Below are 26,747 nucleotides of genomic sequence, written 5' to 3' on the forward strand. Positions count from 1 at the left end.
AAGGTCTAATTACCCATTCCTACAGATCATTAGCATTATTCATCGCCACTATTTTATAAAGTTCATACACTCTCAAAAGCCTATTCCTACAGCCTCCAGCCATTCCCGGGGATCGCTAGCAGACCGGCGCGATTCTGTCGAGATATGGCGGCCGGGGTCCTTTGCGTATACTGCGCAGATGTTCTCCCCAACTGCTTTCCGCCCGCGCTGTGCCAGGTGGCTCATCGCAACCGGACTCTTCCTGATGCTCGGCGCCTGTGTTGATAAACCCAGCACACTCGAGCGCGTAAAGGAGGACGGCGTACTGCGGGTGATTACCCGCAACAGTCCGGCCACCTATTTCCAGGATCGCAACGGCGAAACCGGCTTCGAGTACGAGCTGGTCAAGCGCTTTGCCGATGACCTGGGGGTCAAGCTCGAGATCGAAACCGCGGACAATCTCGACGATCTGTTCAATCAGTTGGGCAAACCCAACGGTCCGGTGCTGGCGGCCGCCGGCCTGGTGAGCAGCGACGAGCGCAAGCTGCAGGCACGCTTTTCCCATCCGTACCTGGAAGTCACCCCGCAGATCGTCTATCGCAATGGCCAGTCCCGCCCCACCACACCGGCCGACCTGGTGGGCAAACGCATCACGGTGCTCAAGGGCAGCAGCCATGCCGAGCAACTCGCCGAGCTGAAAAAGCAGAATCCTGCGATCGAATACGAAGAGTCCGACGCGGTTGAAGTGGTCGACCTGCTGCGTATGGTCGACGAAGGTCAGATCGACCTGACCCTGGTGGATTCCAACGAAGTGGCGATGAACCAGGTTTACTTTCCCAACGTGCGGGTCGCGTTTGACCTCGGCGATGCCCGCAGCCAGCGCTGGGCGGTGGCCCCTGGCGAAGACAACAGCCTGCTCAACGAGATCAACGCCTACCTCGACAAAGTGCAGCAGAACGGCACCCTGCAACGCCTGAAAGATCGCTATTACGGGCATGTCGATGTATTGGGGTACGTCGGCGCCTATACCTTTGCCCAGCACCTGCAGCAGCGGCTGCCCAAGTACGAGAAACATTTCCGCGCGTCGGCCAAGGAAGAAAAAGTCGACTGGCGGTTGTTGGCGGCCATCGGTTATCAGGAATCGCTGTGGCAGCCGGGGGTCACCTCCAAGACCGGCGTGCGCGGCCTGATGATGCTGACCCAGAGCACGGCCCAGGCCATGGGCGTGTCCAATCGTCTGGATGCGCGACAGAGCATCAGTGGCGGGGCCAAGTACCTGGTGTATATGAAGGATCAGTTGGACGAGCAGATCGAAGAGCCGGACCGCACCTGGTTTGCCCTGGCGGCGTATAACGTCGGCAGCGGTCATCTGGACGATGCGCGCAAGCTCGCCGAGAAGGAAGGCCTGAACCCGAACAAGTGGCTGGACGTGAAGAAGATGCTGCCGCGCCTGGCGCAGAAGCAGTGGTACAGCAAGACCCGCTACGGTTATGCGCGGGGCGGCGAGCCGGTGCATTTCGTCGCCAACATCCGCCGTTACTACGACATCCTGACCTGGGTAACCCAGCCGCAGCTGGAAGGCAGCCAGGTGGTGGACAGCAACCTGCATGTGCCGGGCGTGGACAAGACCAAGCCGACCGAGCAGCCGTCACAGCTCTAGCCAGCTGCCAGCCTGTGCTATTTGTAGCGCTCTCACGGGCCTCTTCGCGGGCAAGCTCCGCTCCCACAGTTTGACCGCGTCCCCCCTGTGGGAGCGGAGCTTGCCCGCGAAGAGGCCGGAACAGGCGCAACAACATTTCAGGTTGCGCCGCGATATCAAATACCCAGTAGTCAGGCCTTGGGCGCAGCCGCCAGAATCAGCTCTTTCATCTCCACCACCGCGGCCTTGAATCCGACGAACAGCGCATGCGCCACCAGCGCATGGCCGATGTTCAGCTCATTGATCCCCGGAATCGCCGCCACCGCCTCGACGTTGTGGTAATGCAGGCCATGCCCGGCATTGACGATCAGGCCCTGGGCCACGCCAAACGCCACGCCATCGGCAATCCGCTTCAGCTCTTCGGCAACTTCGGCCGGCGTATGGGCATCGGCATAACGCCCGGTGTGCAACTCGATGGCCGGCGCGCCGACACGCTTGGCCGCAGCAATCTGACGCTCGTCGGCATCGATGAACAGCGACACTTCGCTGCCGATCTTGCCCAGGCGCTCCACCGCCGCCCTGATCCGCTCCTCCTGCCCCGCCACGTCCAGGCCGCCTTCGGTGGTCAGCTCCTGGCGGGTTTCCGGCACCAGGCAGATATGCGCGGGCCGAATGCGCTCGGCAAACGCCATCATCTCTTCGGTCACGCCCATCTCGAAGTTCATCCGCGTCTGCAACACATCCTTGAGCAGCAGCACATCGCGCTCCTGGATGTGCCGGCGGTCTTCACGCAGGTGCACGGTAATACCGTCGGCGCCCGCCTCTTCGGCATCCAGCGCAGCCTTGACCGGATCGGGATAACGCGTGCCCCGGGCCTGGCGCAGGGTGGCGACGTGGTCGATGTTCACGCCGAGAAGGATACGAGTGCTGGTGCTCACGGAAAGACTCCTGAAGAGTGGAAGATTCGGTGCACAGCATACACGTCAGCCGCAGGTTTATGGCCAAGGCGCTCAGGGCTTGCGAAACAACTCGCGACTGACCAGCGGCTTGCCGCCCAGGTGCACTGCCAGAGCCTGGCGCATCAGGCGCTTGGCCGCCGACAAGGCGCCCACCGCCGTCCAGTCGGCCTCGGCCATGGCCAGCAACTCGGTGCCCTGGAACAGGCCCGGCTGCAACAGGTAGACCCGCTCCAGGCCGGCATCGACCTGCAGGCGGTACAAGCCGTCCGCGGCCAGCGGTTCGCCGTGAATATCCTGGTCCAGGGAAAAACCATAACCGAGGTCGTCCAGCAGCCGCCATTCAAAGGAGCGCAACAGCGGTTCGAGGGGGCGGCCTTCGGCCAGGGCCAGCAGGGTCGCAGCGTAATGATCAAAGACCGCGGGGTGCGGGTCTTCGGCCGGGAGCAGGCGGATCAACAGTTCATTGAGGTAGAGACCGCTGAACAGGGCCTCGCCAACCAGCCAGGTGGCGACACCGGCGCTTTCCATCCGGCCGACGTTCTTCAGTTCGCCGCGACCGCGAAATTCCACTTCGAGGGGCACGAAGGGCCGCGCCAGGGTCCCGGCCTTGCCCCGCGCACTGCGCAGCACGGCACGCAGCCGACCTTGCGGGGTGATGAAGTCCACCAAGGCGCTGTTTTCGCGATAGGCACGGGAGTGCAGGACGTAGGCCGGTTGGCCGGGAGGCGGGTTAGCGGACATGAAGCCGAGACTCAAAAGAGGAATTTACCGAAACCCTGTAGGAGCAGGGCTTGCCCGCGAAGAGGCCCTCAAGACCTCTGAAAGCTTTGTTGGTATACCGCTGTTCAGATACGACTGACTGGTATTCGGGATCATTCGCGAAACTTCTGGCGTCCTCAAGGGCCTCTTCGCGGGCAAGCCCTGCTCCTACAGGGATCGCGTTCCGCCAGGGAGCGCTCGAACAGCCCGGTTACAGGTCGCCGTAACCCAACGAACGCAGTGCACGCTCGTCATCGGACCAACCGCCCTTCACCTTGACCCACAGGTTGAGCATGATCTTCGAATCGAACAGCAGCTCCATATCCTTGCGCGCCTCGGTGCCGATGCGCTTGATGCGCTCGCCCTTGTCGCCAATGATGATCTTCTTCTGGCCGTCACGTTCGACGAGGATCAGCGCATGGATATGCAGGGTCTTGCCCTGCTGCTTGAATTCTTCGATTTCCACGGTGATCTGGTAAGGCAGCTCGGCGCCCATCTGCCGCATGATTTTCTCACGCACCAGCTCCGCCGCCAGGAATCGGCTGCTGCGGTCGGTGATCTGGTCTTCCGGGAAAAAGTGCTCGTTTTCCGGCAGGTGCGTGGCGATCAGGCTTTCCAGGTGCTCGAGGTTGTGTCCGTGCTGCGCCGAGATCGGCACGATCTGCGCCTTGGGCAACTGTTCCTGCAACCAGGTCAGGTGCGGCATCAGCTCGGCCTTGTCTTCGATCCGGTCGGTCTTGTTCAAGGCCACGATCACCGGGCCTTCGACGTACTGGATGCGCTCCAGGACCATCTGGTCCTCGTCGGTCCAGCGGGTCCGGTCAACCACGAAGATCACCACGTCGACGTCTTTCAACGCCGCCGAAGCGGTCTTGTTCATGTAGCGGTTCAGGGCCTTTTCGCCGCCCTTGTGCATACCGGGGGTATCCACGTAGACCGCCTGCACGGTGCCTTCGGTCTTGATCCCGAGCATGTTGTGACGAGTGGTCTGGGGCTTGCGCGAGGTGATCGCCAGTTTCTGCCCGAGGATATGGTTCAGCAGCGTGGACTTGCCCACGTTCGGCCGGCCGACGATGGCGACGTAGCCGCAGCGTGTTGCCGTTGAATCAGTCATTACCATTCTCCACGCCCAGGGCAATCAGTGCCGATGCCGCCGCTACCTGTTCGGCAATACGACGGCTCACGCCCTGTCCTCGGCTTTTTTCATTCAATAGGGTGATCTCGCACTCGACGAAGAACGTCCGGCAATGCGGTTCACCCTGGATATCCACCACTTCGTAACGCGGCAGGTCGCAGGCCCGGGACTGGAGAAACTCCTGCAGCCGGGTCTTGGGGTCCTTGTTGGTGTCCACCAGCGTCAGGCTGTCGAACTCCGAGGTCAGCCAGGCCAACACCCGGTCCCGTGCCGCTTCCATGCCGGCATCCAGGTAAATGGCGCCGATCAGGGCCTCCAGGGCGTCGGCGAGAATCGACTCACGGCGGAAACCACCGCTTTTCAATTCGCCGGAACCCAGGCGCAGGTACTCGCCCAACTCGAAACCACGAGCCAGTACCGCCAGTGTTTCACCTTTCACCAGGCGCGCGCGCAAACGCGACAACTGGCCTTCGCGAGCCTGGGGAAAACGCTCGAACAACGCCTCGCCGGCCACGAAATTGAGAATGGCATCACCGAGGAATTCCAGGCGCTCGTTGTTGCGCCCGGCAAAACTGCGGTGAGTCAGGGCCAGGAGCATCAGCTCCTGATCCTTGAAGGTATAGCCGAGCTGGCGCTCGAGACGACTTAAAGACACGCTCACGGTTTGGCCACGCTGAATTCGTGGTCGAACTTGACCACCAGATCGATGTTCTGAATCAGCGGATCGCGCTGCTCATATTTCAAGTGCGCGAGGAACTTGTTGTTCTCCAACGTCACGCTTAACACCTTGTTCAAATCCAAATCCTGAATACTGTTGACCTGCATGCCGCGGGTAACATGGGTATAGAAGTCGTTGACGGTGGTGATATCCGCCGCCTTGTCGGTTTCCACCGACATGATGATTCTCTTCATCGACATATAGTCGAGGTAATGCGGGACCACCTTCAGCGCCACACTGGCGGCAAAGGCCACCAACGCCAGGGTCAGCAACCAGCCAAAAAACGACAGGCCTTTTTGCGAGCGAGCAGAAGTCATCTTCATGGTACTGCGGCACCTGAAAAAGCACTCGGCGCTGTGTTCACAGCGCCGGGTTTGGTTACTTGATCAGACCGACCCGGGAAAAATTCGGGAAGTGGCTGAGTTTCGGTTCGGGCCAGCTCATCCAGACCGCGAAGGCCTTGCCGACGATGTTCTCGTCGGGAACCATGCCCAGCAGCTCCTTGGGAATATTGGGATCATCCCAGTAGCGGCTGTCGTTGGAGTTGTCGCGGTTGTCGCCCATCATGAAGTAGTGGCCAGCGGGGACCGTCCACTCGTGATCAGGCGGCGCGCGGTAGCGGCCCATTTCCTTGCGGATCAGGTGCTCGGCGGCGCCCAGTTGCTCCTTGTAGAGCTCGGCACTGCCCAACATGCCCGGCTCGGCGCCGACCAGCTGTTCAGCCACCGGCTTGCCGTTGACGAACAGCTTCTTGTCACTGGTATAACGCACCACGTCGCCCGGCAGGCCGACTACACGCTTGATGTAGTTGACGTTGGGGTCGCTCGGGTAGCGGAACACCATCACATCGCCGCGCTGCGGATCACCGACCTGGATGACCTTCTGGTCGATCACCGGCAAGCGAATCCCGTAGGAAAACTTGTTCACCAGGATGAAGTCGCCGACATCCAGGGTCGGCTTCATCGAGCCGGATGGAATCTGGAACGGTTCCACCAGGAACGAACGCAGCACCAGCACGATGAACAACACCGGGAAGAAGGACTTGCCGTATTCAACCAGCAAAGGCTCCTTGTTCAGCTTTTCGACCACGTCGCCATCGGGCTGCGCCACGCTGCCCTGATAGGCAGCGATGGCGGAACGCCGACGAGGCGCCAGAAAGATCAGATCGAACAACGCCAACACACCACAGACGGCGACGGCGATGACCAGCAACAGCGGGAAATTTAGTGACATAGGACCTAACTATCCAACCTGAGCACTGCAAGGAAGGCTTCCTGTGGAATTTCCACGTTACCCACTTGCTTCATGCGTTTCTTACCGGCCTTTTGCTTTTCCAACAGCTTGCGCTTACGGCTGACGTCGCCGCCATAGCACTTGGCCAGTACGTTCTTTCTGAGGGCCTTGACGGTTGTCCGCGCCACGATCTGCCCGCCAATGGCGGCCTGGATGGCAACATCGAACATCTGACGAGGAATCAGTTCTTTCATCTTCTCGGTCAACGCACGACCTTTGTAATGCGCGTTATCACGATGCACGATCAGCGCCAGGGCGTCGACCTTTTCACCGTTGATCAGTACATCCAGCTTGACCAGGTTGGCCGACTGGTAACGATCAAAATGGTAGTCCAGCGAAGCATAGCCGCGACTGGTGGATTTGAGACGGTCAAAGAAGTCCAGGACCACTTCGTTCATCGGCAAATCGTAGGTCACTTGCACCTGGGAACCGAGGAACAGCATGTCGTGCTGGATGCCACGCTTCTCGATACACAGGGTAATGACGTTGCCCAGGTGCTCCTGCGGTACAAGGATATTGGCCCGCACGATCGGTTCGCGCATATCCTCGATGGCCGACAGGTCCGGCAGCTTGGACGGGTTGTCGACGTAGATGGTTTCGCCGTTCTTGAGCAGCAGCTCGAAGATTACCGTCGGCGCGGTGGTGATCAGGTCCAGGTCGTACTCGCGCTCAAGGCGCTCCTGGATGATCTCCATGTGCAGCATGCCGAGGAACCCGCAACGGAAGCCGAAGCCCAGGGCGTCGGAGCTTTCCGGGGTGTACTGCAGCGAGGAGTCGTTCAGCGTGAGCTTTTGCAGGGCTTCGCGGAAGTCTTCGAAATCGTCGGAGCTGACCGGGAACAGACCGGCGTAGACCTGCGGCTGGATGCGTTTGAAGCCCGGCAGCACGTCGACGTCAGGGGTGGTGCTCAGGGTCAGGGTGTCACCCACCGGCGCACCGTGGATGTCCTTGATACCGGCGATGATAAAGCCCACTTCGCCGGCCTTCAGGTCGACGGTGGCGGTGTGTTTCGGGTTGAACACACCGACGCTGTCCACCAGGTGCATCTTGCCGGTGGACTTGACCAGGATCTTGTCGCCCTTGCGCACACGGCCGTGGCGCACGCGCACCAGGGACACGACGCCCAGGTAGTTGTCGAACCAGGAGTCGATGATCAACGCTTGCAGCGGATCTTCGATATTGCCGGTCGGCGCGGGGATGGTGGTCACCAGGCGCTCGAGCACTTCGTCGACACCCAGACCGGTCTTGGCGCTGCAGGTGACGGCGTCGGTGGCGTCGATACCGATGATCTTCTCGATTTCTTCCTTCACGCGGTCCGGGTCGGCCTGGGGCAGGTCGATCTTGTTCAGCACCGGCATGACTTCCAGGCCCTGCTCGATGGCGGTGTAGCAGTTGGCAACGGACTGGGCTTCGACGCCCTGGCCGGCATCCACCACCAGCAACGCACCTTCACAGGCCGCCAGGGAACGGCTGACTTCATAGGTGAAGTCGACGTGGCCGGGGGTGTCGATGAAGTTCAACTGATAGGTGATGCCGTCGCGAGCCTTGTAGTACAGGGTAACGCTATGGGCCTTGATGGTGATCCCGCGCTCGCGCTCGAGGTCCATGGAATCCAGCACCTGCGCTTCCATCTCGCGCTCGGCAAGGCCGCCGCACATCTGGATGAAGCGATCGGCCAGAGTCGACTTGCCATGGTCAATGTGGGCGATGATGGAGAAATTGCGGATATGACTCAAATCACTCACGGATCAACACTCAAAAAGGTTGCAGGCAGACTGCCCGCCGAAAAATAGCCGGGAATTGTACCTGATGCGCGACCAAGGCGTCACGTGAACAGGCCGGGCGGCACGGACAAAAAAGCCCCGGTCACGGGACAGGGGCTTTTTCCAGGATCATTTACCGCTCAATCGCTTCATCATCCGGCCCGACGCAACAGCCAGACACCGGCCACCGCGCAGATCGCCGCCGGCACCACCACCGCCAGCAGCGGCGGGAAACCGAACACCAGGCTCGAAGGCCCGAGCAGGTCCTGAGCGATGCGGAAGGTGAAGCCCACCAGCACGCCGGTGAACACCCGTTGCCCCAGGGTAACCGAACGCAGCGGGCCGAAGATGAAGGAAATCGCCATCAATACCAGCGCCGCGGTCACCAGCGGTTGCAGGACCTTGACCCAGAACGCCAGCCAGTAACGACCGTTCGCCAGGCCCTGGTCCGCCAGGTAGTGGATATAGCTCCACAGGCCGCTGATCGACAGGGCCTCGGGCACCATCACCACGGTACTCAGCAGGTTCGGGCTCAAGGCCACGTCCCAGCGCTCTTCCGGCACATTGATCACTTCGGTGCGACCGTCGCGGAAATAGGTGGTGGTGACGTCCGTCAGTGTCCAGAGGTCCTTGTCGAAGTGGGCCTTCTTGGCAAAGCTCGACGACAGCATATGGCGCTCGCTGTCGAAGTGATAACGGGTCACACCGTAAAGCAGGCCGTTGGGCTGCACGGCGTTGATATGAATGAATTCGTCACCCTGGCGATGCCACAGGCCGTTGCGCGAGCTCTGCGCATCCCCCGAGCCCTGGGCCAGGGCCTTGTCCGCCTGGGCCTTGCTCTCGGTGGCCGGGGCAACGTACTCGCCGACCAGCACGCCGATCAGCATCAACACCAGCATGGGCTTCATCACCGCCCAGACGATACGCCCGACGGAGACGCCCGCCGCGCGCATGATGGTCAGCTCGCTGTTGCTGGCCAGGCTGCCGAGGCCGATCAGGCAGCCGATCAGGCCGGCCATCGGCAACATGTCATAGACCCGGCGCGGCGCCGTCAGCACCACAAAGCTCAGCACATCGCCCAGGGTGTAGGTATCGGAGAGGCTGCCCATCTCGTCGATAAAGGCAAACAGCGAGGCCAGCCCGAGGATGATCCCCAGTACGGCAAGGATCGCCATGAACACACTGCTACCAATGTAGCGATCGAGCTTAACCACGAGCCATCTCCTTCACAGTGCGACGACTCGCCAGTTTCAAACGCAGGGGTTCCCAATACAGCAGCGCCAGGCCGATGGCCAGGAACAGGCCATGCACCCACCACATGCCCAGTACCGGTGACAAGTTGCCTTTCTCCAGCGCGCCACGGGCGGAAATCAGCATGGTCAGGTAGGCCATATAAAGAAGGATCGCCGGCAGCAGCTTGAGGAAACGGCCCTGGCGCGGGTTGACCCGCGACAGCGGCACGGCCATCAACGTCACGATAAACACCAGCAGGGGCAGCGAAAGCCGCCATTGCAATTCGGCGACCGCCTTCAGGTCCGGGTTGCCGAACAGGGTCGAGGTCATCATCGCATCGCGGTCGGTGACTTCTTCGCTGATCTCGGGCTTGGGCAGCATGACGCCGTAGGTCTCGTACTTGATCGCCCGGTAATCGGCCATGCCTGGACTGCCGTCATAGCGATAGCCGTTTTCCAGGATCAGGTAGCGATTGCCGTCCTTGCGCACTTCCTGACGGCCTTTTTCGGCCACCAGCACGGAAATGCCGCGGTCCTTCTTGTTCACGCCGAAGCGTTTTTCCGAAATGAACACACCGCCCAGGTTCGCCCGGTCATCGGAGAGTTGCTCGGTATAGGTCACCCGCGAGCCATCGTTGAGCTCCTGGAAACGGCCGGGCACCAGGGTGTCGAACTCGGTCATGGCGTCCTGCTGGTTGAGCAGCAGCTGGAATTGCAGGGCGCCCTTGGGCGCCAGGCTCAGGCTGATCCAGGCCACCAGCAGGGCCACCAGCAGCGCCGGCGCCATGGTCATGCCGAGCAGGCGCTGCTGGCTCATGCCGGTGGCGGACAGCACGGTCATTTCGCTTTCGAGATAGAGCCGTCCGTAGGCCAGCAGAATCCCGAGGAACAGGCCCAGGGGCAGGATCAGCTGGAGGAAACCGGGCAGGCGAAAGCCCATGATCAGGAACAGCGAGCCCGGGTCCAGTTGACCCGAGGCGGCCTGGGCAAGGAACTTGACGAAGCGTCCGCTCATGGTGATGACCAGCAATACGGCGCTGACCGCACTCAAGGTGATCAAGACTTCGCGGGACAGATAACGAAAAACAATCAAACCAGACACTCCAGGGTTGTCAGGCTAAGGTGGCCGAACAAGCAAACATAGGCACCGACAGAGGGCTCGCCGCAGCGGGCCGTCTAAAAAGAGGCGCATTATCCTGTGATTGCTCCCGGCTGTCACTGCGCACTTGTCCACAGTGCCGACAGAGCCGTAACGGATCGGTATTGGGACTTGCCCCCGGCCAGCGCCGGGGTTCAAACTGCGGCCTTTGCCGAAAGCCACGCCATTGCGTCGCTTCGCCCCGGTGCAGAGCTGTCTCTGCGCCCTTTGACCTTAATATTCAGGGACCCGGACATGGAACTGGTTGTAAAAAGCGTCAGCCCAGAAACGTTGAAAACCGCCACCCTGGTACTCGCCGTCGGCGAAGGCCGCACACTCGGCGCGGTCGCCAGCAAAGTCGACGAACTCAGTGGCGGCGCCCTCAGCGCCATCCTCAAGCGCGGCGACCTGGCCGGCAAGGTCGGCCAGACCCTGCTGCTGCAAAGCCTGCCCAACCTCAAGGCCGAACGCGTACTGCTGGTGGGCGTGGGCAAGGACGCCGAACTCGGCGACCGTCCGTTCCGCAAAGCCGTGGCCTCGATCCTCGCCACCCTCAAGGGCCTGGGCGGCAGCGACGCCGTGCTCGCCCTCGACGAAGTCGTGGTCAAGGGCCGCGACAGCTACGGCAAGACCCGCCTGCTGGCCGAAAGCCTGCTGGACGGTGAATACAGCTTCGACCAGTTCAAGAGCCAGAAAGCCGAACCCCGCGCCCTGAAGAAAATCACCCTGGTGACCATCAAGGCCGCGCAAGCCGAAGTCGAACGTGCCGTCAGCCACGCCCGCGCCATCGCCGGCGGCATGGCCTTCACCCGCGACCTGGGCAACCTGCCACCGAACATCTGCCACCCGAGCTACCTCGCCGAGCAGGCAAAGAACCTTGGCAAGGCCAACAAAGGCCTGAAGGTCGAGATCCTTGACGAGAAAAAGATCAAGGAACTGGGCATGGGCTCGTTCTACGCCGTGGGCCAGGGCAGCGACCAGCCACCACGCCTGATCGTCATGCAATACAACGGCGGCAAGAAATCCGAGAAGCCATTTGCCCTGGTCGGCAAGGGCATCACCTTCGACACCGGCGGCATCAGCCTCAAGCCGGGCCTGGGCATGGATGAAATGAAGTACGACATGGGCGGTGCCGCCAGCGTGTTCGGCACCCTGCACGCCGTGCTTGCCCTGCAACTGCCGATCAACCTGGTGTGCATCCTGGCCTGTGCCGAGAACATGCCGAGCGGCGGTGCGACCCGTCCGGGCGACATTGTCACCACCCTCAGCGGCCAGACCGTGGAAATCCTCAACACCGACGCCGAAGGCCGCCTGGTGCTGTGCGATGCCCTGACCTACGCCGAACGCTTCAAGCCCCAGGCGGTGATCGATATCGCCACCCTGACCGGCGCCTGCGTGGTCGCCCTCGGCGCCCACACCTCTGGCCTGCTGGGCAACAACGACGAACTGATCGAGCAACTGCTCAGCGCCGGCCGTCAAGCCGATGACCGCGCCTGGCAACTGCCGCTGTTCGATGAGTACCAGGAACAACTGGACAGCCCGTTCGCCGACATCGCCAACATCGGCGGGCCGAAAGCCGGGACCATCACCGCGGCGTGCTTCCTGTCGCGCTTCGCCAAACAGTTCAACTGGGCCCACCTGGACATCGCCGGCACCGCCTGGACCAGCGGCGGCAAGGACAAGGGCGCCACCGGCCGTCCGGTGCCCCTGCTGACCCAGTACCTGCTGGACCGCGCCAAGGCCTGAACCTGAGCCTGCCGGGCGGCGTCGGTCAATGACGTCGCCCGGCATCCGGAACCCCCTATGACCCAAGTCGACTTCTATATCCTTCCCAGCGCGGATCCTTCGGCACGCCTGGACTTTGCCTGCAAGCTGACCGAAAAGGCCTGGCGCCTGGGACACAAGGTCTACCTGCATTGCAGCGACAGTGCCCAGCGCAACGACCTGGATGCCCGCCTGTGGCAGTTCAAGGGCGAAAGTTTCGTGCCCCATGGCCCAGCGGAAAGCGAGCCGGAAGGCACCGTGGTGCTGGGGCTGGGTGAAGACCCCGGCCCCCATCAGGACCTGCTGGTGAACCTTGATATGAAGGTGCCGCCCTTCGCTTCGCGCTTTGCCCGCGTGGCGGAAGTGGTGGTGGAAGACCCGGCAATCCGTCAAGCGGCGCGGGAGAGTTTCCGCTTCTACCGCGAACAGGGCTATCCTCTGCAAGATCACCGTCTACAGCGACTTTGAGCACCCCGATGGACACTCCAAAACAAACGCAAAAAGCCGCGCCCCTGCTGGACGAGCTTGAATCGATCCGCAAGCTGTTGGGCGATGACACCCTGCAACCGCCGCTGCTGACCGAAACAGTCGCCAGCGAAGGGCAGATCCCCCTGCTGTTCGACATGGTGGGTAATAAAACCAAGGTCGAGGTTCAGCCCGAGGTTGTCGCCGCGCCTGTGGCCGAGCCGAAACCGGCACCGGTAGTCGTCGCAGCGGAACCCGCCAAACAGAAGAACCAGGACGCCTTGCTGCACCTGGACAGCGAACTGCGCGCCGCCGCGCAATTGATCATGCAGGACGTGATCGACGACTTCGCCCCACATATCGAAACCGAGATCAAGCGCCGCCTGGACGCCCGTATGGAACGCCTGCTCAGCCAGTATCCTTCCTGACCTGCACGCCCTCCGTGTAGAAGCAGGGCCTGCCCGCTGGCGCCAGCGGGCATTTTTGTGCCATCAGCGCTCACCTCGCTCTACGCCCCGCGCCATATCCCCGTTATACTTGCCGGCTTTCCTGAATTAATGCCTAAGGGTCCCGCCGCGCATGGATAAGACCTACCAGCCGCACGCCATTGAAACTTCCTGGTACCAGACTTGGGAGTCCGAGAATTACTTCGCCCCGCAAGGCACCGGCGACGCCTACACCATCATGATCCCGCCGCCGAACGTCACCGGCAGCCTGCACATGGGCCACGGTTTCAATAACGCGATCATGGACGCCCTGATCCGTTTCCGTCGCATGCAGGGTCGCAACACCCTGTGGCAGCCGGGCACCGACCACGCCGGGATCGCTACGCAAATGCTGGTGGAGCGTCAGCTCGAAGCCCAAGGGCAGAACCGTCACGACCTGGGCCGCGAGAAATTCCTGGAAAAGGTCTGGGAATGGAAGGATCAGTCCGGCGGCAATATCAGCCGGCAGATCCGGCGCCTGGGCTCGTCCGTGGACTGGAGCCGCGAGCGCTTCACCATGGACGACGGCCTCTCGGAAGCGGTGAAGGAAGCTTTTGTGCGCCTGCACGAAGATGGCCTGATCTATCGCGGCAAGCGCCTGGTCAACTGGGACACCAAGCTGCACACGGCGATCTCCGACCTCGAAGTGGAAAACCACGACGAGAAAGGCTCCCTCTGGAACCTGCGTTATCCACTGGCTGACGGCGCCAAGACTGCCGACGGCCTGGATTACCTGATCGTCGCCACCACCCGCCCGGAAACCATGCTCGGCGACTCGGCCGTGGCGGTCAACCCGGAAGACGAGCGCTACAAGGCCCTGATCGGCAAATTTATCGAGCTGCCCCTGGTCGGCCGCCGTATCCCGATCATCGCCGACGATTATTGCGACCCTGAATTCGGCACCGGCTGCGTGAAAATCACCCCGGCCCACGATTTCAACGACTATGAAGTCGGCAAGCGCCACAACCTGCCACTGCTGAATATCTTCGACAAGAACGCCGCCGTCCTGCCAGCCTGCCAGGTGTTCAACCTCGACGGCACGCTGAACGACAGCATCGACGGCAAGATCCCGGCCGAATACGCCGGCCTCGACCGTTTCGAAGCGCGCAAGCAGATCGTTGCCGCCTTCGACGCCGCCGGCCTGCTGGTCAGCGTTGACGACCACGGCCTGAAAGTGCCGAAGGGCGACCGCTCCGGGACCATCATCGAGCCGTGGCTGACCGACCAGTGGTACGTGTCGACCAAACCCCTGGCCGAGCCGGCCATTGCCGCCGTGGAAGACGGCCGCATCGCCTTCGTGCCCAAGCAATACGAAAACATGTACTTCTCCTGGATGCGCGATATCCAGGACTGGTGCATCAGCCGCCAGCTGTGGTGGGGCCACCGGATTCCGGCCTGGTACGACGAGTCGGGCAAGGTCTATGTCGGTCGCGACGAAGCCGAAGTACGGGCCAAGCACAACCTCGGCCCGGACGTTGCGCTGCAACAGGACAACGACGTTCTCGACACCTGGTTCAGTTCGGGCCTGTGGACCTTCTCCACCCTCGGCTGGCCGGAGCAGACCGACTTCCTCAAGACCTTCCACCCCACCGACGTGCTGGTGACCGGTTTCGACATCATTTTCTTCTGGGTCGCCCGGATGATCATGCTGACCATGCACCTGGTGAAGAACGAGGACGGTACCCCGCAGGTACCGTTCAAGACCGTCTACGTCCATGGCCTGGTGCGTGATGGCCAGGGCCAGAAGATGTCCAAGTCCAAGGGCAACGTCCTCGACCCGCTGGATATCATCGACGGCATCGAACTCGAAGACCTGGTGCAGAAACGCACCACCGGCCTGATGCAGCCCAAGCTGCAGAAAGCCATCGAGAAGCAGACCCGCGCCGAATTCGCCGAAGGCATCGCCAGCTACGGCACCGACGCCCTGCGCTTCACCTTCTGCTCGCTGGCCTCCACCGGTCGTGACATCAAGTTCGACATGGGCCGCGTCGAAGGCTATCGCAACTTCTGCAACAAGATCTGGAACGCCGCGCGCTACGTGCTCGACAAGGGCGAAGACTGCGGCCAGAACGGCGAAGCCTTCGAGCTGTCCCTGGCCGATCGCTGGATCATCTCGCAGTTGCAGCGCACCGAAGCCGAAGTGACCCGCCAGCTCGACCAGTTCCGTTTCGACCTGGCCGCCCAGGCCTTGTACGAGTTCATCTGGAACCAGTATTGCGACTGGTACCTGGAACTGTCCAAGCCGGTGCTGTGGGACGAGAACGCGCCGGTCGAACGCCAGCGCGGCACCCGTCGCACCCTGGTGCGCGTGCTGGAAGTGGCGCTGCGCCTGGCGCATCCGTTCATGCCGTTCATCACCGAGGAAATCTGGCAGCGCCTGGCGCCGCTGGTCGGGGCTGAAGGCAAGACCATCATGCTGCAACCGTGGCCGGTGGCCAACGAAGCACGCATCGACGAGGCGGCCGAAAGCGATATCGAATGGCTCAAGACCCTCATGCTCGGCACGCGCAACATCCGCGCCGAGATGAACATCGGTCCGGGCAAGCCGCTGGCCGTGTTCGTGAAGAACGCCAGTAGCGAGGACCAGCGTCGCCTCACCGAGAACGACACACTGCTCAAGAAGCTGGCGAAGCTGGAGTCGATCACTGTATTGGCCGCAGGCGCCGAAGCACCGCTGTCCGCTACTGCTCTGGTGGGCGAGATGGAAGTGCTGGTGCCGATGGCCGGGCTGATCGACAAGGGCGCCGAACTGGCGCGCCTGGACAAGGAAATCCAGCGTCTGCAAGGTGAAGTGCAGCGGGTCGGCGGCAAGCTGTCGAATGCCGCGTTCGTCGACAAGGCTCCGGCCGAAGTCATCGAGAAGGAACGCGCCAAGCTGGCCGAGGCCGAACAGGCCCTGGGCAAGCTGGCCGAGCAACATGCGCGGATCGCCAGCCTGTAAGCGTGACGATTGACTGAAAAAGGGAGGCCCTCGGGGCCTCCCTTTTTCATGCCCGCCGCAGCCCCGATGAATATGGGACAATGTCCGCCATTCCAAGCCCTGCCCGAATCGACCCAGCCCATGACCGCCCCGAGCAAACCCAAAGCCCCACGCAAGAAGCCCAAGCCCGCCACCCCGGCCAAGGCCGTCGAGCCGCGGGAAAAAGCCAGCCTGCACCCGCGCAACCGCCATCAGGGCCGCTACGACTTCCCGCAGCTGATCAAGAGCAGCCCCGAACTGGGCCAGTTCGTGGTCCTCAACCCTTATGGCAAGGAAAGCATCGACTTCGCCGACCCTGCCGCCGTGCGCGTGTTCAACCGTGCCCTGCTCAAGTCCTTCTACGGCATCGCCCACTGGGACATCCCGGCGGACTTCCTCTGCCCGCCGGTACCGGGTCGTGCCGACTATGTGCACTTCCTCGCCGACCTGTTGGGCGAAAACAACGAGGGCAATATCCCTCGTGGAGCGGCCATACGCGTGCTGGATATCGGCGTCGGCGCCAACTGCATCTACCCACTGATCGGCCACAGCGACTACCGCTGGCGGTTTCTCGGTTCAGACATCGACAAGACCGCGCTGGCCGCGGCCAAGGCCATCGTCCAGTCCAACGGCCTGAACAAGGCCATCAGCCTGCGCCTGCAAGCCAATCCGAAGCACATCCTCAGCGGTCTGCTGGAAAGCACCGAACATTTTGACCTGACCATGTGCAACCCGCCGTTTCACGCCTCCCTGGACGAAGCCCAAAACGGCAGCCGGCGCAAATGGCGCGCCCTGGGCAAGGCCGATCCCAAGCGCAAACTGCCCGTGCTGAACTTCGGCGGCCAGGCGTCGGAATTATGGTGTGAAGGCGGTGAAGCACGCTTCGTGAGCCAACTGATCGGCGAAAGCCAGCCGTTGTCGAGCCAGGTGCTGTGGTTCAGCACACTGGTATCAAAGGCCTCGAACCTGCCGGCCATCGAAGCGGCCCTGAAGAAGGCCGGCGCCCTGGAGAGCAAGGTGGTGGAAATGTCCCAGGGCCAGAAACAGAGCCGTTTTGTCGCCTGGACCTTCCACAGCAAAGTCCAGCAACAGGCCTGGGCGCAACAGCACTGGAGCGCGGCGCAGATGGCCCTGGGATGACTGGCGCTCTGCCGTTTCGCCGATAATCTGTTACCCGATCCGATAGGCATCTGGCGAAAAGCACCAGGAAGCAGTCAATTTAGGCGTCTATTCGATCTGTAACCGATCATCGAAGCTAGCCCTGAACATAAACGTCAGGGCTGGCCGAGGGGAAAAACCTCTGCGCTCATGGCTGGATCAGTCAGCCTCCTCTCACAAAGCCCTGGGAATATTTTTCCACGATTACCCAGGAGCAGCACGCCATGTCACCCAAGCCACCCAAGTCATCTGGTTCGCCCTCTTCACCTGCCCGCCCCCAAGGCGAACCGCCTCCCAGACAGCCGAGCGACCTGCCCGGCCCCTCAACCAGCCTCCGCCTCCCAAGTCACGCCCCTCCCTCCGCAGGTGGCGAAACCGCATCCGGCCCCCTTGCTCCCCGCCCCGCCACTGCCTCGGCCAGCGTGACGGATATTCCGGGGGCGACCAGCCTCGCGCCGGACATTCGGCCAGATGCGCTGCAGCGCTACTCAAGAATCGCGCCCAGACAGCTGGCACCGGCCGATGCCAACGGATTGCGCCTTTACAAGCAACAGAAGTTCGTCGAACTCGAGGGCCACACCGATTGGGTCGTGCAGGTCGAATATGACGCGAGTGTCGGCGCCTTTCGCGCAAAGCTCAGGAGCGATCTGTTGCCGTCCGGCCCCACGCTCTACCGAGTGGCGGGGAGCGCGAAATGGAGCACTGAGAGCGCTACGGCAACACTTGATCGCTATCTGATTCCCGCCATGCACAGGGGCAATATAGAGCTACTCAGAACCAGGAAGCGCGGCTTGTCACGTGGTTTCTCACATGTATGGCAAAACGATGCAGTCTTCGCCTCAAAAAGACTGTTCATAGACAGCCAGGATCTGCTTATCCGCGAAGCGACGGCATTCTTCAGCCAGGTCAGGCTGCCAGTGCGCCCCGCCCTGGACCCCGACCTGATGCTCGCCACCTCGGCCGAGCAGCTCTTCGCCCGGATTTATTCCCATCACCCAGGCCTGGTGCTGGCTGAAACCCACGCAGGGATAGGCTCCAAGCAACTGCTGATCGAGAATATGGGCTCCCTGGTTCGCCACGGCGTGAAAACCCTGTACCTGGAACACCTGAGAACCGATTTCGAACAGTTTGAACTGGATATCTATCAACGCAGCGGAACGATGCCGACATCGCTGAAACGCTACCTTGAAATCCAGGACACCGGGCACGAGACCGACCCCTCGGGCACCTATAGCTTTCTCAATCTGGTGATCACGGCACGGACCCATGGCATCAACATACGGGCCCTAGACTGTGCCGTCAGCTATGAGATGAGCACGGGCGACGGTGCACAGCATCGTATCCCGGCGATGAACTACTACGCCGATCTGGTGATAAAGGCCGACGCCCCCAACCTGGAAGGCGGCAAATGGATCGCGCTGGTTGGCGAGGCTCACATCAATGCACAGCAGGGCTTCCCTGGGCTCGTGGAGCTGGAGGGTGTGCCCGGGATCAGGATCGAGGATATCGAGGACGGCGCCTCGATCAGGGTCGCCGCTGACCCGGGAAGGAGCGGTCGATTGCTCGACAGTGAGCCATACCTTGTCCAATCCGACCTGGCGGTCTATATCGGTGTACCGCCCTACAGCCGCTTGCATAACGAAGGCGACTTCTTCGTATATACCCGCCCCGAAAGCCAGTCCCATCATCTGGTCCATCGGGAGGGCGAGAAAACGCGGCTCACCTCGATTGTCAAAACCCGGGACAATAGCTTCTATCTCGAACGCAGCCAGTGGCAAAACATACACAGGGAACGCTTTGCCAGCCTTGCTGAACTGTCGGCAGCGCTGATCAATCGGCGCGGCATGGTGGCGGTCCTGCCCCTCGACAGACCACTGGTCGGCCCCCCGCGTCACCGGGACCCAGTGGTAGCCGGGCATTTTTTCATCGACACAACGCCGGACGGCCAACACCAACTGACCCATTGTTCCAGAACGGGCATGCTTATCGAGACGCCCATCACCCACGATGCCAAGGGTTTCACCCTGGTAAGCGATCGATGGCCAGTGATGGCAGGCCGCTCATTCGACACCCTGGACGAGTTGCGCGCGGCGCTGGTCAGCCAGGTCGGCCTCACACCCGGACCGGAGTAGCCGGGCGGCATAACCTACAGGCGAAAAAAAACCGTGCCCGGATAGACTCCGGGGCACGGTTTCAATGCATCTTACTTGTTTACAGCGTCGGTCAGAACCTTGGCCACAACCAGCTTGATCACTTTCTTGGCAGGGATTTCGATGGCAGCGCCAGTCGACGGGTTACGGCCGGTACGGGCAGGACGCTCGGTCACTTTCAGTTTGCCAACGCCTGGCAGAGTGATTTCGCCGCCGTTTTCCAATTGATCAGCAACGATCTGGGCCAGTTGGTCCAGAGCGGCACGCGCGGTGGTTTTCGGCGCGTCGATAGCTTCGGCGATATCGGCGATCAGTTGGTCTTTGGTAATAGCCATTGAGATGTTCCTTCCCTATCAAATTCATTTGGATTGCAGAGTGCAGTGTCAGCCATCGAGCCAGCCTTGTGCCCCCCCGCTAGTAACCACGACGGATCGCAGATGTAGATAGCAGAATTGGGGTTTGGTTCGACGTGACACCTGCTGAATGCACGCTTTGCGCCGTTACCGAGCGCAAGACCGGGCAAAACTAGCACAGAGACGGGGAAATATCCGCCTCTACCTAGCCATTTGGTCAGCTTTTGCGCTCGTTTTCGAAAAAAAGCTGTCTGAAACCGCTCAAACCGCCCGAACGACCGTGCAAAGGCGGATTCAACCCGTGGGTGCGGTACACTGGGCGCTTTTCCGGGGAACCCGTCTTCCCCCTGACAAATCAGCCGAGATACCCATGCCGATCCGTCATTGCATCGTCCACCTGATCGACAAAAAACCCGACGGCAGCCCTGCGGTCCTGCATGCCCGTGACTCCGAACTGGCCGAATCCCAGGCCATCGAGCACATGCTTGCCGACCTCAACGAAAGCTACAACGCCAAGCAGGGCAAAGCCTGGGGGTTTTTCCATGCCGAGTCCGGCGCACATCCGTTCAGCGGCTGGCTGAAGGAGTACCTGGACGGCGGCAAGGACTTCACCGCCTTCAGCCGGATTGCCGTCGAACATCTGCAAAAGCTGATGGAGGAGTCCAACCTCTCGGTGGGCGGCCATGTGCTGTTCGCGCACTACCAGCAGGGCATGACCGACTACCTGGCGATCGCCCTGCTGCACCACAGTGAAGGCGTGGCGGTGAACGCCGAGCTGGACGTGACCCCGTCGCGCCACCTGGACCTGGGCCAATTGCACCTGGCGGCGCGGATCAACGTCTCCGAATGGCAGAACAACAAGCAGTCCAAACAGTACATATCCTTTATCAAAGGCAAGAACGGGAAAAAGGTTTCGGAGTATTTCCGCGACTTTATCGGCTGCCAGGAAGGCGTCGACGGCCCGGGCGAGACCCGCACCCTGCTCAAGGCCTTCAGCGACTTCGTCGAAAGCGAAGACCTGCCCGAGGACGACGCTCGGGAAAAAACCAAGACCCTGGTGGATTACGCCAGCAGCCAGGCCAAAATGGGCGAGCCGATGGGCCTGGAAGAGCTTTCCGGGCTGATTGACGAGGACCGTCCACGGGCGTTCTACGAACATATCCGCAACAAGGACTACGGCCTGTCGCCGGAGATCCCGGCCGACAAACGCACCCTGAACCAGTTCCGCCGCTTCACCGGTCGCGCCGAAGGCCTGTCCATCAGCTTCGAGGCGCACTTGCTGGGTTCGAAGATCGAGTATGACGAAGAGGCCGGGACCCTGATCATCAAAGGCCTGCCGACTCAACTGACCGATCAGCTCAAACGACGCAAGGACTGAGCCGTGCTCACAGGCATGCTGAAGAAGGTCCTGCTGATCCTGCTGGTGGTGGTGGTCTATCAGAACTGGGGCAAGATCGAGCGGGTGTTCAACCCGGGGCAGATGGTCTCGGAACAGACCCGGGCCAAGGCCCGGGTGGTGCTCTACGCCACCGACTGGTGCGGCTACTGCAAGCAGACCCGGCGTTTCCTCGACCAGAAAGGTATTCCCTACCAGGAATTCGATATCGAGAAAAACGCCGAGGCGCGCAAGGCCTATCAGGCCCTGGGCGGCGGCGGGATTCCAATGCTGGACGTAAATGGCACCTTGATCCGTGGGTTCGAGCCAGGCACGATCCTCGCCGCGCTGAAGTAACCAAAACCTAGCGCGGACTGTGTGGGAGCCGGCTTGCTGGCGATGGCGGTGTGTCAGGCAACAACCATGTCGACTACCCGATCGCTATCGCCAGCAAGCCGGCTCCTACAAGGAGACGGTGTTTTCAGTCCTTTAGCGCTTCGATCCTGAAGCCAAGCCGTGGGAAGTGCACATGCACCCGCCCACCGCGCTCATCTTCACGGCTCACGATCAACTCTTCGCGACCGGCAAACACCAACTCGCCCGCTACCGGATCAACGCCATAATCGGTCGCCGCGACGATCACCGACTGACCGGAGACAAAACCGTTCGGGTCAGTGAACGCCTCATCAGGCAGCGCGGCCGGCGTCGACTCGCGTGCCACCTGCAAGGCCTCCTCCGCCGTCATCTCACTCGGAGCACCATGCCCGAACGCCATGACCCGGGCGAACCAGACGGCCACCGCCGGATAGGCATCCACCAGCGGCGCGGTCACCGGCGTCGCCTTGAGGAACCACAGCGGATGGGCCATGGCGATATCGGCGATAGATGGCTCGCCAAACAGGAAGTCGCCCTCCTCGTGCTGCAGTTGCTGCTCCAGACGCGCCATAAATACCGGCCACTGGTGCTTGGCCAGCTCCAACGGGACCTTCGCCGCCGAACCGCCACTGAACAGGCCGGCGCGGTCGATCATAAAGCCCTTGATCTGTTCCGGGGACAAACGGGCAAAACGCACCGCCACCGATTCGGGCTGGAATACCAGGCTGACCGCATGGCTGAACACCACCGAATCGGCCCAGGCAGCGAAAGTCGCCACGACCAGCTCCCGGCCCTCGGGGAACAGCCGTGGCGTGGCCTTTTCCTGTTCCAGGCGGCGGGCGATCAAGGCGGTGTCACAGTAGATATCGGCACCGATCTGCAGCACCGGGGTTTTCCGGTAGCCACCGGTCAGCGCGGTCAGGTCGGGCTTGGGCATCACCGGCGAGATATGTACCGAGCGCCAGGACAAGCCCTTGAAGCCCAGCAACAGGCGGGCCTTTTCGGCAAAGGGAGAGGTCGCATAATGGTGAAGAATCAACTCAGACATGCTGGAGTCCGCCGGGCAAATAAGAACCCGCAGCTTAGCCTGCAAATCGTGAGCAGCCTACCCAGCCAGCCTGATGCCCTCTCATCAACGGTATCAATTGCCAGGGAGTCGAAAGGCAGCGTGGCAGGGTAAGCTGGCAGTTTGACCGGAATGGAGGCCGAAGTGACCGCCTATTTTCCAGCGCTGGCCATTGGCGGTCAGACGTACGATTTTACTCACCTTGAGCCATTCACCTTCACGATTTCAAGCCAGTTGGCCAAACGTGATTTGCGCGTGCATGTAACCTTCTCCAATCACTGTTTTACCCAGGGATACGACGCAGTAACGCATCCGGCTGGAGAGCCGATCATTCCTGACGGTAGGCGGCAACGGACATTCTGCCCCATTCGTTATCGGCTATCTCAGAACCTACCGGCCGTTATTTTGCAAAGACTGACGCATCCAAAAGCCAAGGTATGGGAAACGTCGGCCGAGCGTAATTGGTGCTTTTCCATCACCGTTGAGGACCCGAGTGGACCTTATCATGTCTTTTTTGAGGTAAGACGCGCTGCGCACGAAAAGCGCCAATGGCAGGAGTTGAATCTGGTAGTGGAGAGTGCGTATCACGAAGGAAAAGGCGGCGGTCCAAACCTTAAAGGATCAATGGCCTTTGCACTACTGTGCGGTAAGGTCTACTTGCGTCAACCAACCGCAACCAAACGTTAGAGGGAGAAACGAAAAAAGACGCCATGAGCGTCTTTTTCGTATTCGATAAAACAGATCCGGACACCACTTTCGAACCGCCTTGCGCGATTACGGCTTTCACCGCTGGGAAGCGCTCAATCTCATCCGGTCAGTCGCTTCGATGAACCAATCATATTCGAGCATGACAGTGTCGTCAATTGCAGCCACGGTCAGGCGTAGCCTGCGATGAGACGCGGAAAAACGCCCCAGCTCATTTCCGCCCGGCAACAAAGGCTTCCAGACTGAACCCCGCCGCCAGGGTTTCCTTGGCGCTCTTGCGCAATTTCTTGATCAGGCGTTCCTGGCGCAGGGCCTCGCCCTTGTCGCGGCAGGCCTCCACATACACCAGCGCGACCGCCGGGCTGGAATAGAAGAAGCGCGCGCCCTTGCCACTTTGATGGGAGGCAAACCGCCGCTGCGGGTCATCGCTGATCCCGCAATACAGCGAGCCATTGGCGGCCCGCACCAGATAGACAAACCAGGGTTTGACCGCAGGCGCCGCCGGCTCGGTCTCGGCACTGAGCGTTTCGCTGATGTTCACGTGACAAAGGGCTTGATCGCTATTGAGGCCGCGATCTTAGCAGAACCTAGCGGCTCGCCTGGAAGGCCTTCAAACCTTTCAGGGCCTGGGCACGCACGGCGTTCCTGACCAAGGGCGTCCAACCCAGCAACAAGCCCTTGGTCCCCAATGCCTGACGCGACCAGCGCCACAGGTCGAAGTGGTCATGGTGCTCGCAGATCTTGCCGTCGCGGAACACAAAACGCGCATTGATATCGTTGACCACGGTGTTACCGGTCTGGCTGAACAGATAGGTCGCGACCCAATGCGCGCCGCCGCTGCGCTCGTCGGCACGGACATTGTCGAAGGTCAGGGAGAAGTCCTTGGCCCGGGTGGTCAGCATGCGCCACATATCGCCGGCATCACGGCCACGCAACTCGCCGAACGCCGGATCACTGAACACCACATCCTCGGTGTAGCAGGCACTCATGGCCTCGGCATCCAGCCGCTGGAAGGCTTTATAGAACTCAGTAATCAACGCGCTGTGGGCATCACTCATGAACGGGCTCCGTGCAGGTAAAAGGATCGCCTGCACGATAGTCTGCAAATGCCCGGCTGACTATCGGCATTCGCGATCCGAATACCGGGAGTGTGGAGTGATTCAGAGTTTTTCGCAGGTGACCTGGACATAACGTGCCCGACCGGCACCGAGCCCGAAGACGATGGCGCCCAGGCCGATCACGCCGAAGATCCAGCCCAGTGCCTCCCACCCCCCGGTGAGGTCATGCACCAACCCCACCGCGAACGGCCCCATGGACGCCAGGGTGTAACCGATGCCCTGGGCCATGCCCGAGAGGTTCGCCGCCACATGGGCATCGCGCGAGCGCAATACAATCAGGGTCAGCGCCAGGCTGAAGGTCCCGCCCTGCCCCAAACCGAGCAGGATCGCCCAGCCCCAGAGCCCTTCGAGCGGTGCATACAGGCAACCGAACAGGCCGCCCAACGTCAGCACCATGACCACGACAATCGCCAGCCGCTGATCCTTGCCCCGCGTCGCCAGCCAGGGCGTCGCCAATGAACTGATCAGTTGGATCAGAATCGAGCCGGACAGCACGATGCCCGCCTGGGTGGCGCTCAGGCCACGTCCGATCAGCACCGAAGGCAACCAGCCGAAGACGATATAGGCCAGGGACGATTGCAACCCCATATACAGGGTGACCTGCCAGGCCAGCGGATCGCGCAGTAAACCGCGCACACGGTAGGCCACGTGATGGGCACCGTGTTTCTGCCCCACCTGCGGCAACCAGAAAATCGCCGCGACCAATGCGGGCACGACCCAGAACCCCAGGCCGATCGACCAGCTTTCGGCAAAGTACTGGCTCAGCGGCACCGTGGTCCCCGCCGCCAACGCCGCGCCCAGGCACAGGGCCATGGTGTAGACACCGGTCATGGTCCCGGCCTGCTTCGCGAAGTCGCGTTTGACGATGCCGGGCAACAGCACACCGATCACCCCGATGCTCGCACCGGCCAGCACACTGCCGGCAAACAGACCGAACTCACCCAGGGAACTGCGCAGGATGATCCCGCCGGCCAGGGTCAGCAGAATCCCCAGCACCACCCGCTCGCTGCCGAAACGCCGGGCCAGCAACGGTGCCAGAGGTGCAGCCAAACCGAGGCATAGCACCGGCAAGGTGGTCAACAGACCGGCCTTGGCCGCCGACAGACCCAGGCTGCGAGACACCTCGCCGAGCAACGGCGCCATGCTCGACAACGCCGGGCGCAGATTCAGGGCCACCAGCACCAGGCCCAGCAGCAACAGCCAGGGCCGGCGCAGCACGGGTTGTTGTTGCTGAACCAGATCGTCATCGGCTTCGGCGTCAATCAGCAGTCGATCAAGCTCTACAGGCCGCGAGTCGGCACCGGGTTCTACAGGAGCACGGGACAGGGGGCTCTCGTTTTCAAGGTTCATTGATCAAGCTCCGGCACAAGGCCTTGGCGCGCTCGGGGTCCTGTTGCTCCACCGCTTCGAGCATGGCCACATGCAGGTCGAACACCGATTGACGACGGGGGGTGATATCCAGGGTCTGGCGCAGGGCGTCGGCGATCACGCTGGAAAAGTAGCGATACAGTTCGCTGAGCATGGGGTTGTGCGCGGCGTCGATCAGGCGCTGGTGAAACACCAGGTCACAGCTGATGTAGCTGTCGAGATCGCCGTGATAGTGGTCGCCGCAGACATGCAGGGCCTCGCGCAGCCCCTTGAGGTCGTCCTCGGTCCGCCGCAGCGCCGCCAGGCCGACGGCCTCGACCTCAAAGCTGTGCCGGGTCTCGCGGGCCTGGTCGAGGGAACAGCGCGACAACGCCTGCATGGTCGCCAGCGGATCGATGGTCGCCCGCAGGTAGCTGCCGTCGCCCTGGCGGATCTCGATCAATCCGGAAAACGCCAGTACCCGCAGGGCTTCACGCATGGTGTTGCGGCTGATGCCCAACTCCGCGGCCAATTCCGGTTCAGTGGGCAACCGCTCACCCACGGCCCAGGTGCCACGGCTAATGCGTTCGCGCAATTGCTCCAGGGCCTGGTCGACCAGGGAGCGCTTGATAAGAGGAATGCTTTGAGACATGGAAACTCGCCCTAACATCCAGTCATAGGATGAATTAGCCAAAAGGTTACTCCAAACCTGACTGCGAGTTCAAGAACCAACGTTTCCTACAGGAGATGGAGAATCCACCGCCTATCTAAAAATTACCCTTTAAGGGTAATTTTAAGCTCTACTGCATCAA

25 protein-coding genes are annotated in these 26,747 nt (G+C 61.4%); 10 read left to right on the forward strand and 15 right to left on the reverse strand.

What is annotated here, in order from left to right; genetic code table 11:
• Positions 1-178 precede the first annotated feature (178 nt).
• Positions 179-1,639 carry a membrane-bound lytic murein transglycosylase MltF gene (gene mltF / locus M5B42_RS05685; protein ID WP_248745233.1) on the forward strand — a complete coding sequence of 487 codons (1,461 nt, stop codon included), beginning with the start codon at positions 179-181 and terminating at the stop codon, positions 1,637-1,639.
• Positions 1,640-1,809: 170 nt separating this feature from the next.
• Here mltF and pdxJ read toward each other — a convergent pair whose 3' ends face one another.
• The 9 genes from pdxJ to lptF all read right to left on the reverse strand — a co-directional run bounded on the left by pdxJ (position 1,810) and on the right by lptF (position 10,570).
• A complete protein-coding gene (gene pdxJ / locus M5B42_RS05690) occupies positions 1,810-2,556 on the reverse strand; it encodes a pyridoxine 5'-phosphate synthase (protein ID WP_177099694.1) in 747 nt (248 codons plus the stop codon).
• A 72-nt stretch (positions 2,557-2,628) separates the two neighbouring features.
• Positions 2,629-3,318 (reverse strand): DNA repair protein RecO, encoded by a 690-nt coding sequence (gene recO, locus M5B42_RS05695; protein WP_103497031.1) that lies wholly within the window; start codon positions 3,316-3,318, stop codon positions 2,629-2,631.
• A gap of 229 nt (positions 3,319-3,547) precedes the next feature.
• A complete protein-coding gene (era, locus tag M5B42_RS05700; protein WP_103497032.1) occupies positions 3,548-4,450 on the reverse strand; it encodes a GTPase Era in 903 nt (300 codons plus the stop codon).
• Complete coding sequence (gene rnc, locus M5B42_RS05705; protein ID WP_103497033.1) at positions 4,443-5,132, reverse strand: ribonuclease III; 690 nt, start codon at positions 5,130-5,132, stop codon at positions 4,443-4,445. The genes era and rnc overlap by 8 nt, the downstream gene beginning before the upstream one ends.
• Positions 5,129-5,506: a DUF4845 domain-containing protein gene (locus M5B42_RS05710; RefSeq protein WP_103497046.1), complete on the reverse strand. Its 378-nt coding sequence runs from the start codon at positions 5,504-5,506 to the stop codon at positions 5,129-5,131. Before M5B42_RS05710 ends, rnc begins: the two co-directional genes overlap by 4 nt.
• A gap of 61 nt (positions 5,507-5,567) precedes the next feature.
• A complete protein-coding gene (gene lepB, locus M5B42_RS05715; RefSeq protein ID WP_248745234.1) occupies positions 5,568-6,422 on the reverse strand; it encodes a signal peptidase I in 855 nt (284 codons plus the stop codon).
• Between the two features lie 5 nt (positions 6,423-6,427).
• Positions 6,428-8,227 (reverse strand): translation elongation factor 4, encoded by a 1,800-nt coding sequence (gene lepA / locus M5B42_RS05720; RefSeq protein ID WP_100941839.1) that lies wholly within the window; start codon positions 8,225-8,227, stop codon positions 6,428-6,430.
• Positions 8,228-8,397: 170 nt separating this feature from the next.
• Positions 8,398-9,459, reverse strand: a complete 1,062-nt coding sequence (gene lptG, locus M5B42_RS05725) for an LPS export ABC transporter permease LptG (RefSeq protein ID WP_178129896.1) — start codon at positions 9,457-9,459, stop codon at positions 8,398-8,400.
• A complete protein-coding gene (gene lptF, locus M5B42_RS05730; RefSeq protein ID WP_152740166.1) occupies positions 9,452-10,570 on the reverse strand; it encodes an LPS export ABC transporter permease LptF in 1,119 nt (372 codons plus the stop codon). Before lptF ends, lptG begins: the two co-directional genes overlap by 8 nt.
• Positions 10,571-10,870: 300 nt before the next feature.
• On the opposite strand from lptF, the gene M5B42_RS05735 reads away from it, so the two are divergent.
• The 6 genes from M5B42_RS05735 to M5B42_RS05760 all read left to right on the forward strand — a co-directional run bounded on the left by M5B42_RS05735 (position 10,871) and on the right by M5B42_RS05760 (position 19,578).
• A complete protein-coding gene (locus M5B42_RS05735) occupies positions 10,871-12,361 on the forward strand; it encodes a leucyl aminopeptidase (protein WP_103497037.1) in 1,491 nt (496 codons plus the stop codon).
• A 57-nt stretch (positions 12,362-12,418) separates the two neighbouring features.
• Positions 12,419-12,847: a DNA polymerase III subunit chi gene (locus M5B42_RS05740; RefSeq protein WP_248745235.1), complete on the forward strand. Its 429-nt coding sequence runs from the start codon at positions 12,419-12,421 to the stop codon at positions 12,845-12,847.
• A gap of 8 nt (positions 12,848-12,855) precedes the next feature.
• Positions 12,856-13,272: a DNA polymerase III subunit chi gene (locus M5B42_RS05745; protein WP_248745236.1), complete on the forward strand. Its 417-nt coding sequence runs from the start codon at positions 12,856-12,858 to the stop codon at positions 13,270-13,272.
• 151 nt (positions 13,273-13,423) lie between these two features.
• On the forward strand, positions 13,424-16,270 hold the full coding sequence (locus tag M5B42_RS05750; RefSeq protein WP_248745237.1) for a valine--tRNA ligase: 2,847 nt from the start codon (positions 13,424-13,426) through the stop codon (positions 16,268-16,270).
• Between the two features lie 120 nt (positions 16,271-16,390).
• On the forward strand, positions 16,391-17,428 hold the full coding sequence (gene rlmF, locus M5B42_RS05755; protein WP_248745238.1) for a 23S rRNA (adenine(1618)-N(6))-methyltransferase RlmF: 1,038 nt from the start codon (positions 16,391-16,393) through the stop codon (positions 17,426-17,428).
• A gap of 440 nt (positions 17,429-17,868) precedes the next feature.
• Positions 17,869-19,578, forward strand: a complete 1,710-nt coding sequence (locus M5B42_RS05760; RefSeq protein ID WP_248745239.1) for a membrane-targeted effector domain-containing toxin — start codon at positions 17,869-17,871, stop codon at positions 19,576-19,578.
• 71 nt (positions 19,579-19,649) lie between these two features.
• Here the strand turns inward: M5B42_RS05760 and M5B42_RS05765 are convergent, their stop codons facing one another.
• Positions 19,650-19,931, reverse strand: a complete 282-nt coding sequence (locus M5B42_RS05765) for an HU family DNA-binding protein (RefSeq protein ID WP_040064476.1) — start codon at positions 19,929-19,931, stop codon at positions 19,650-19,652.
• Between the two features lie 388 nt (positions 19,932-20,319).
• Here M5B42_RS05765 and yejK point away from each other — a divergent pair, with 388 nt between their 5' ends.
• A complete protein-coding gene (gene yejK, locus M5B42_RS05770) occupies positions 20,320-21,327 on the forward strand; it encodes a nucleoid-associated protein YejK (protein WP_100941832.1) in 1,008 nt (335 codons plus the stop codon).
• A 3-nt stretch (positions 21,328-21,330) separates the two neighbouring features.
• Complete coding sequence (locus M5B42_RS05775; RefSeq protein WP_248745240.1) at positions 21,331-21,681, forward strand: glutaredoxin family protein; 351 nt, start codon at positions 21,331-21,333, stop codon at positions 21,679-21,681.
• Between the two features lie 124 nt (positions 21,682-21,805).
• On the opposite strand, the gene M5B42_RS05780 is transcribed toward M5B42_RS05775, so the two are convergent.
• Complete coding sequence (locus M5B42_RS05780; protein ID WP_248745241.1) at positions 21,806-22,747, reverse strand: glutathione S-transferase family protein; 942 nt, start codon at positions 22,745-22,747, stop codon at positions 21,806-21,808.
• 150 nt (positions 22,748-22,897) lie between these two features.
• On the opposite strand from M5B42_RS05780, the gene M5B42_RS05785 reads away from it, so the two are divergent.
• A complete protein-coding gene (locus tag M5B42_RS05785) occupies positions 22,898-23,452 on the forward strand; it encodes a hypothetical protein (RefSeq protein ID WP_248745242.1) in 555 nt (184 codons plus the stop codon).
• A gap of 229 nt (positions 23,453-23,681) precedes the next feature.
• On the opposite strand, the gene M5B42_RS05790 is transcribed toward M5B42_RS05785, so the two are convergent.
• From M5B42_RS05790 to M5B42_RS05805, 4 genes are all read right to left on the reverse strand, one after another.
• A complete protein-coding gene (locus M5B42_RS05790; RefSeq protein ID WP_248745243.1) occupies positions 23,682-24,011 on the reverse strand; it encodes a GIY-YIG nuclease family protein in 330 nt (109 codons plus the stop codon).
• 46 nt (positions 24,012-24,057) lie between these two features.
• Positions 24,058-24,528, reverse strand: coding sequence for a nuclear transport factor 2 family protein (locus M5B42_RS05795; RefSeq protein WP_121136941.1), 471 nt, complete (start codon positions 24,526-24,528; stop codon positions 24,058-24,060).
• 102 nt (positions 24,529-24,630) lie between these two features.
• Positions 24,631-25,938 carry a CynX/NimT family MFS transporter gene (locus M5B42_RS05800; protein WP_248745244.1) on the reverse strand — a complete coding sequence of 436 codons (1,308 nt, stop codon included), beginning with the start codon at positions 25,936-25,938 and terminating at the stop codon, positions 24,631-24,633.
• Positions 25,928-26,587 carry a FadR/GntR family transcriptional regulator gene (locus M5B42_RS05805; protein WP_248745245.1) on the reverse strand — a complete coding sequence of 220 codons (660 nt, stop codon included), beginning with the start codon at positions 26,585-26,587 and terminating at the stop codon, positions 25,928-25,930. The genes M5B42_RS05800 and M5B42_RS05805 overlap by 11 nt, the downstream gene beginning before the upstream one ends.
• Between the last annotated feature and the right edge of the window lie 160 nt (positions 26,588-26,747).

The organism is Pseudomonas sp. MWU12-2037, from assembly GCF_023242345.1.
Taxonomy (GTDB): domain Bacteria; phylum Pseudomonadota; class Gammaproteobacteria; order Pseudomonadales; family Pseudomonadaceae; genus Aquipseudomonas; species Aquipseudomonas gingeri_D.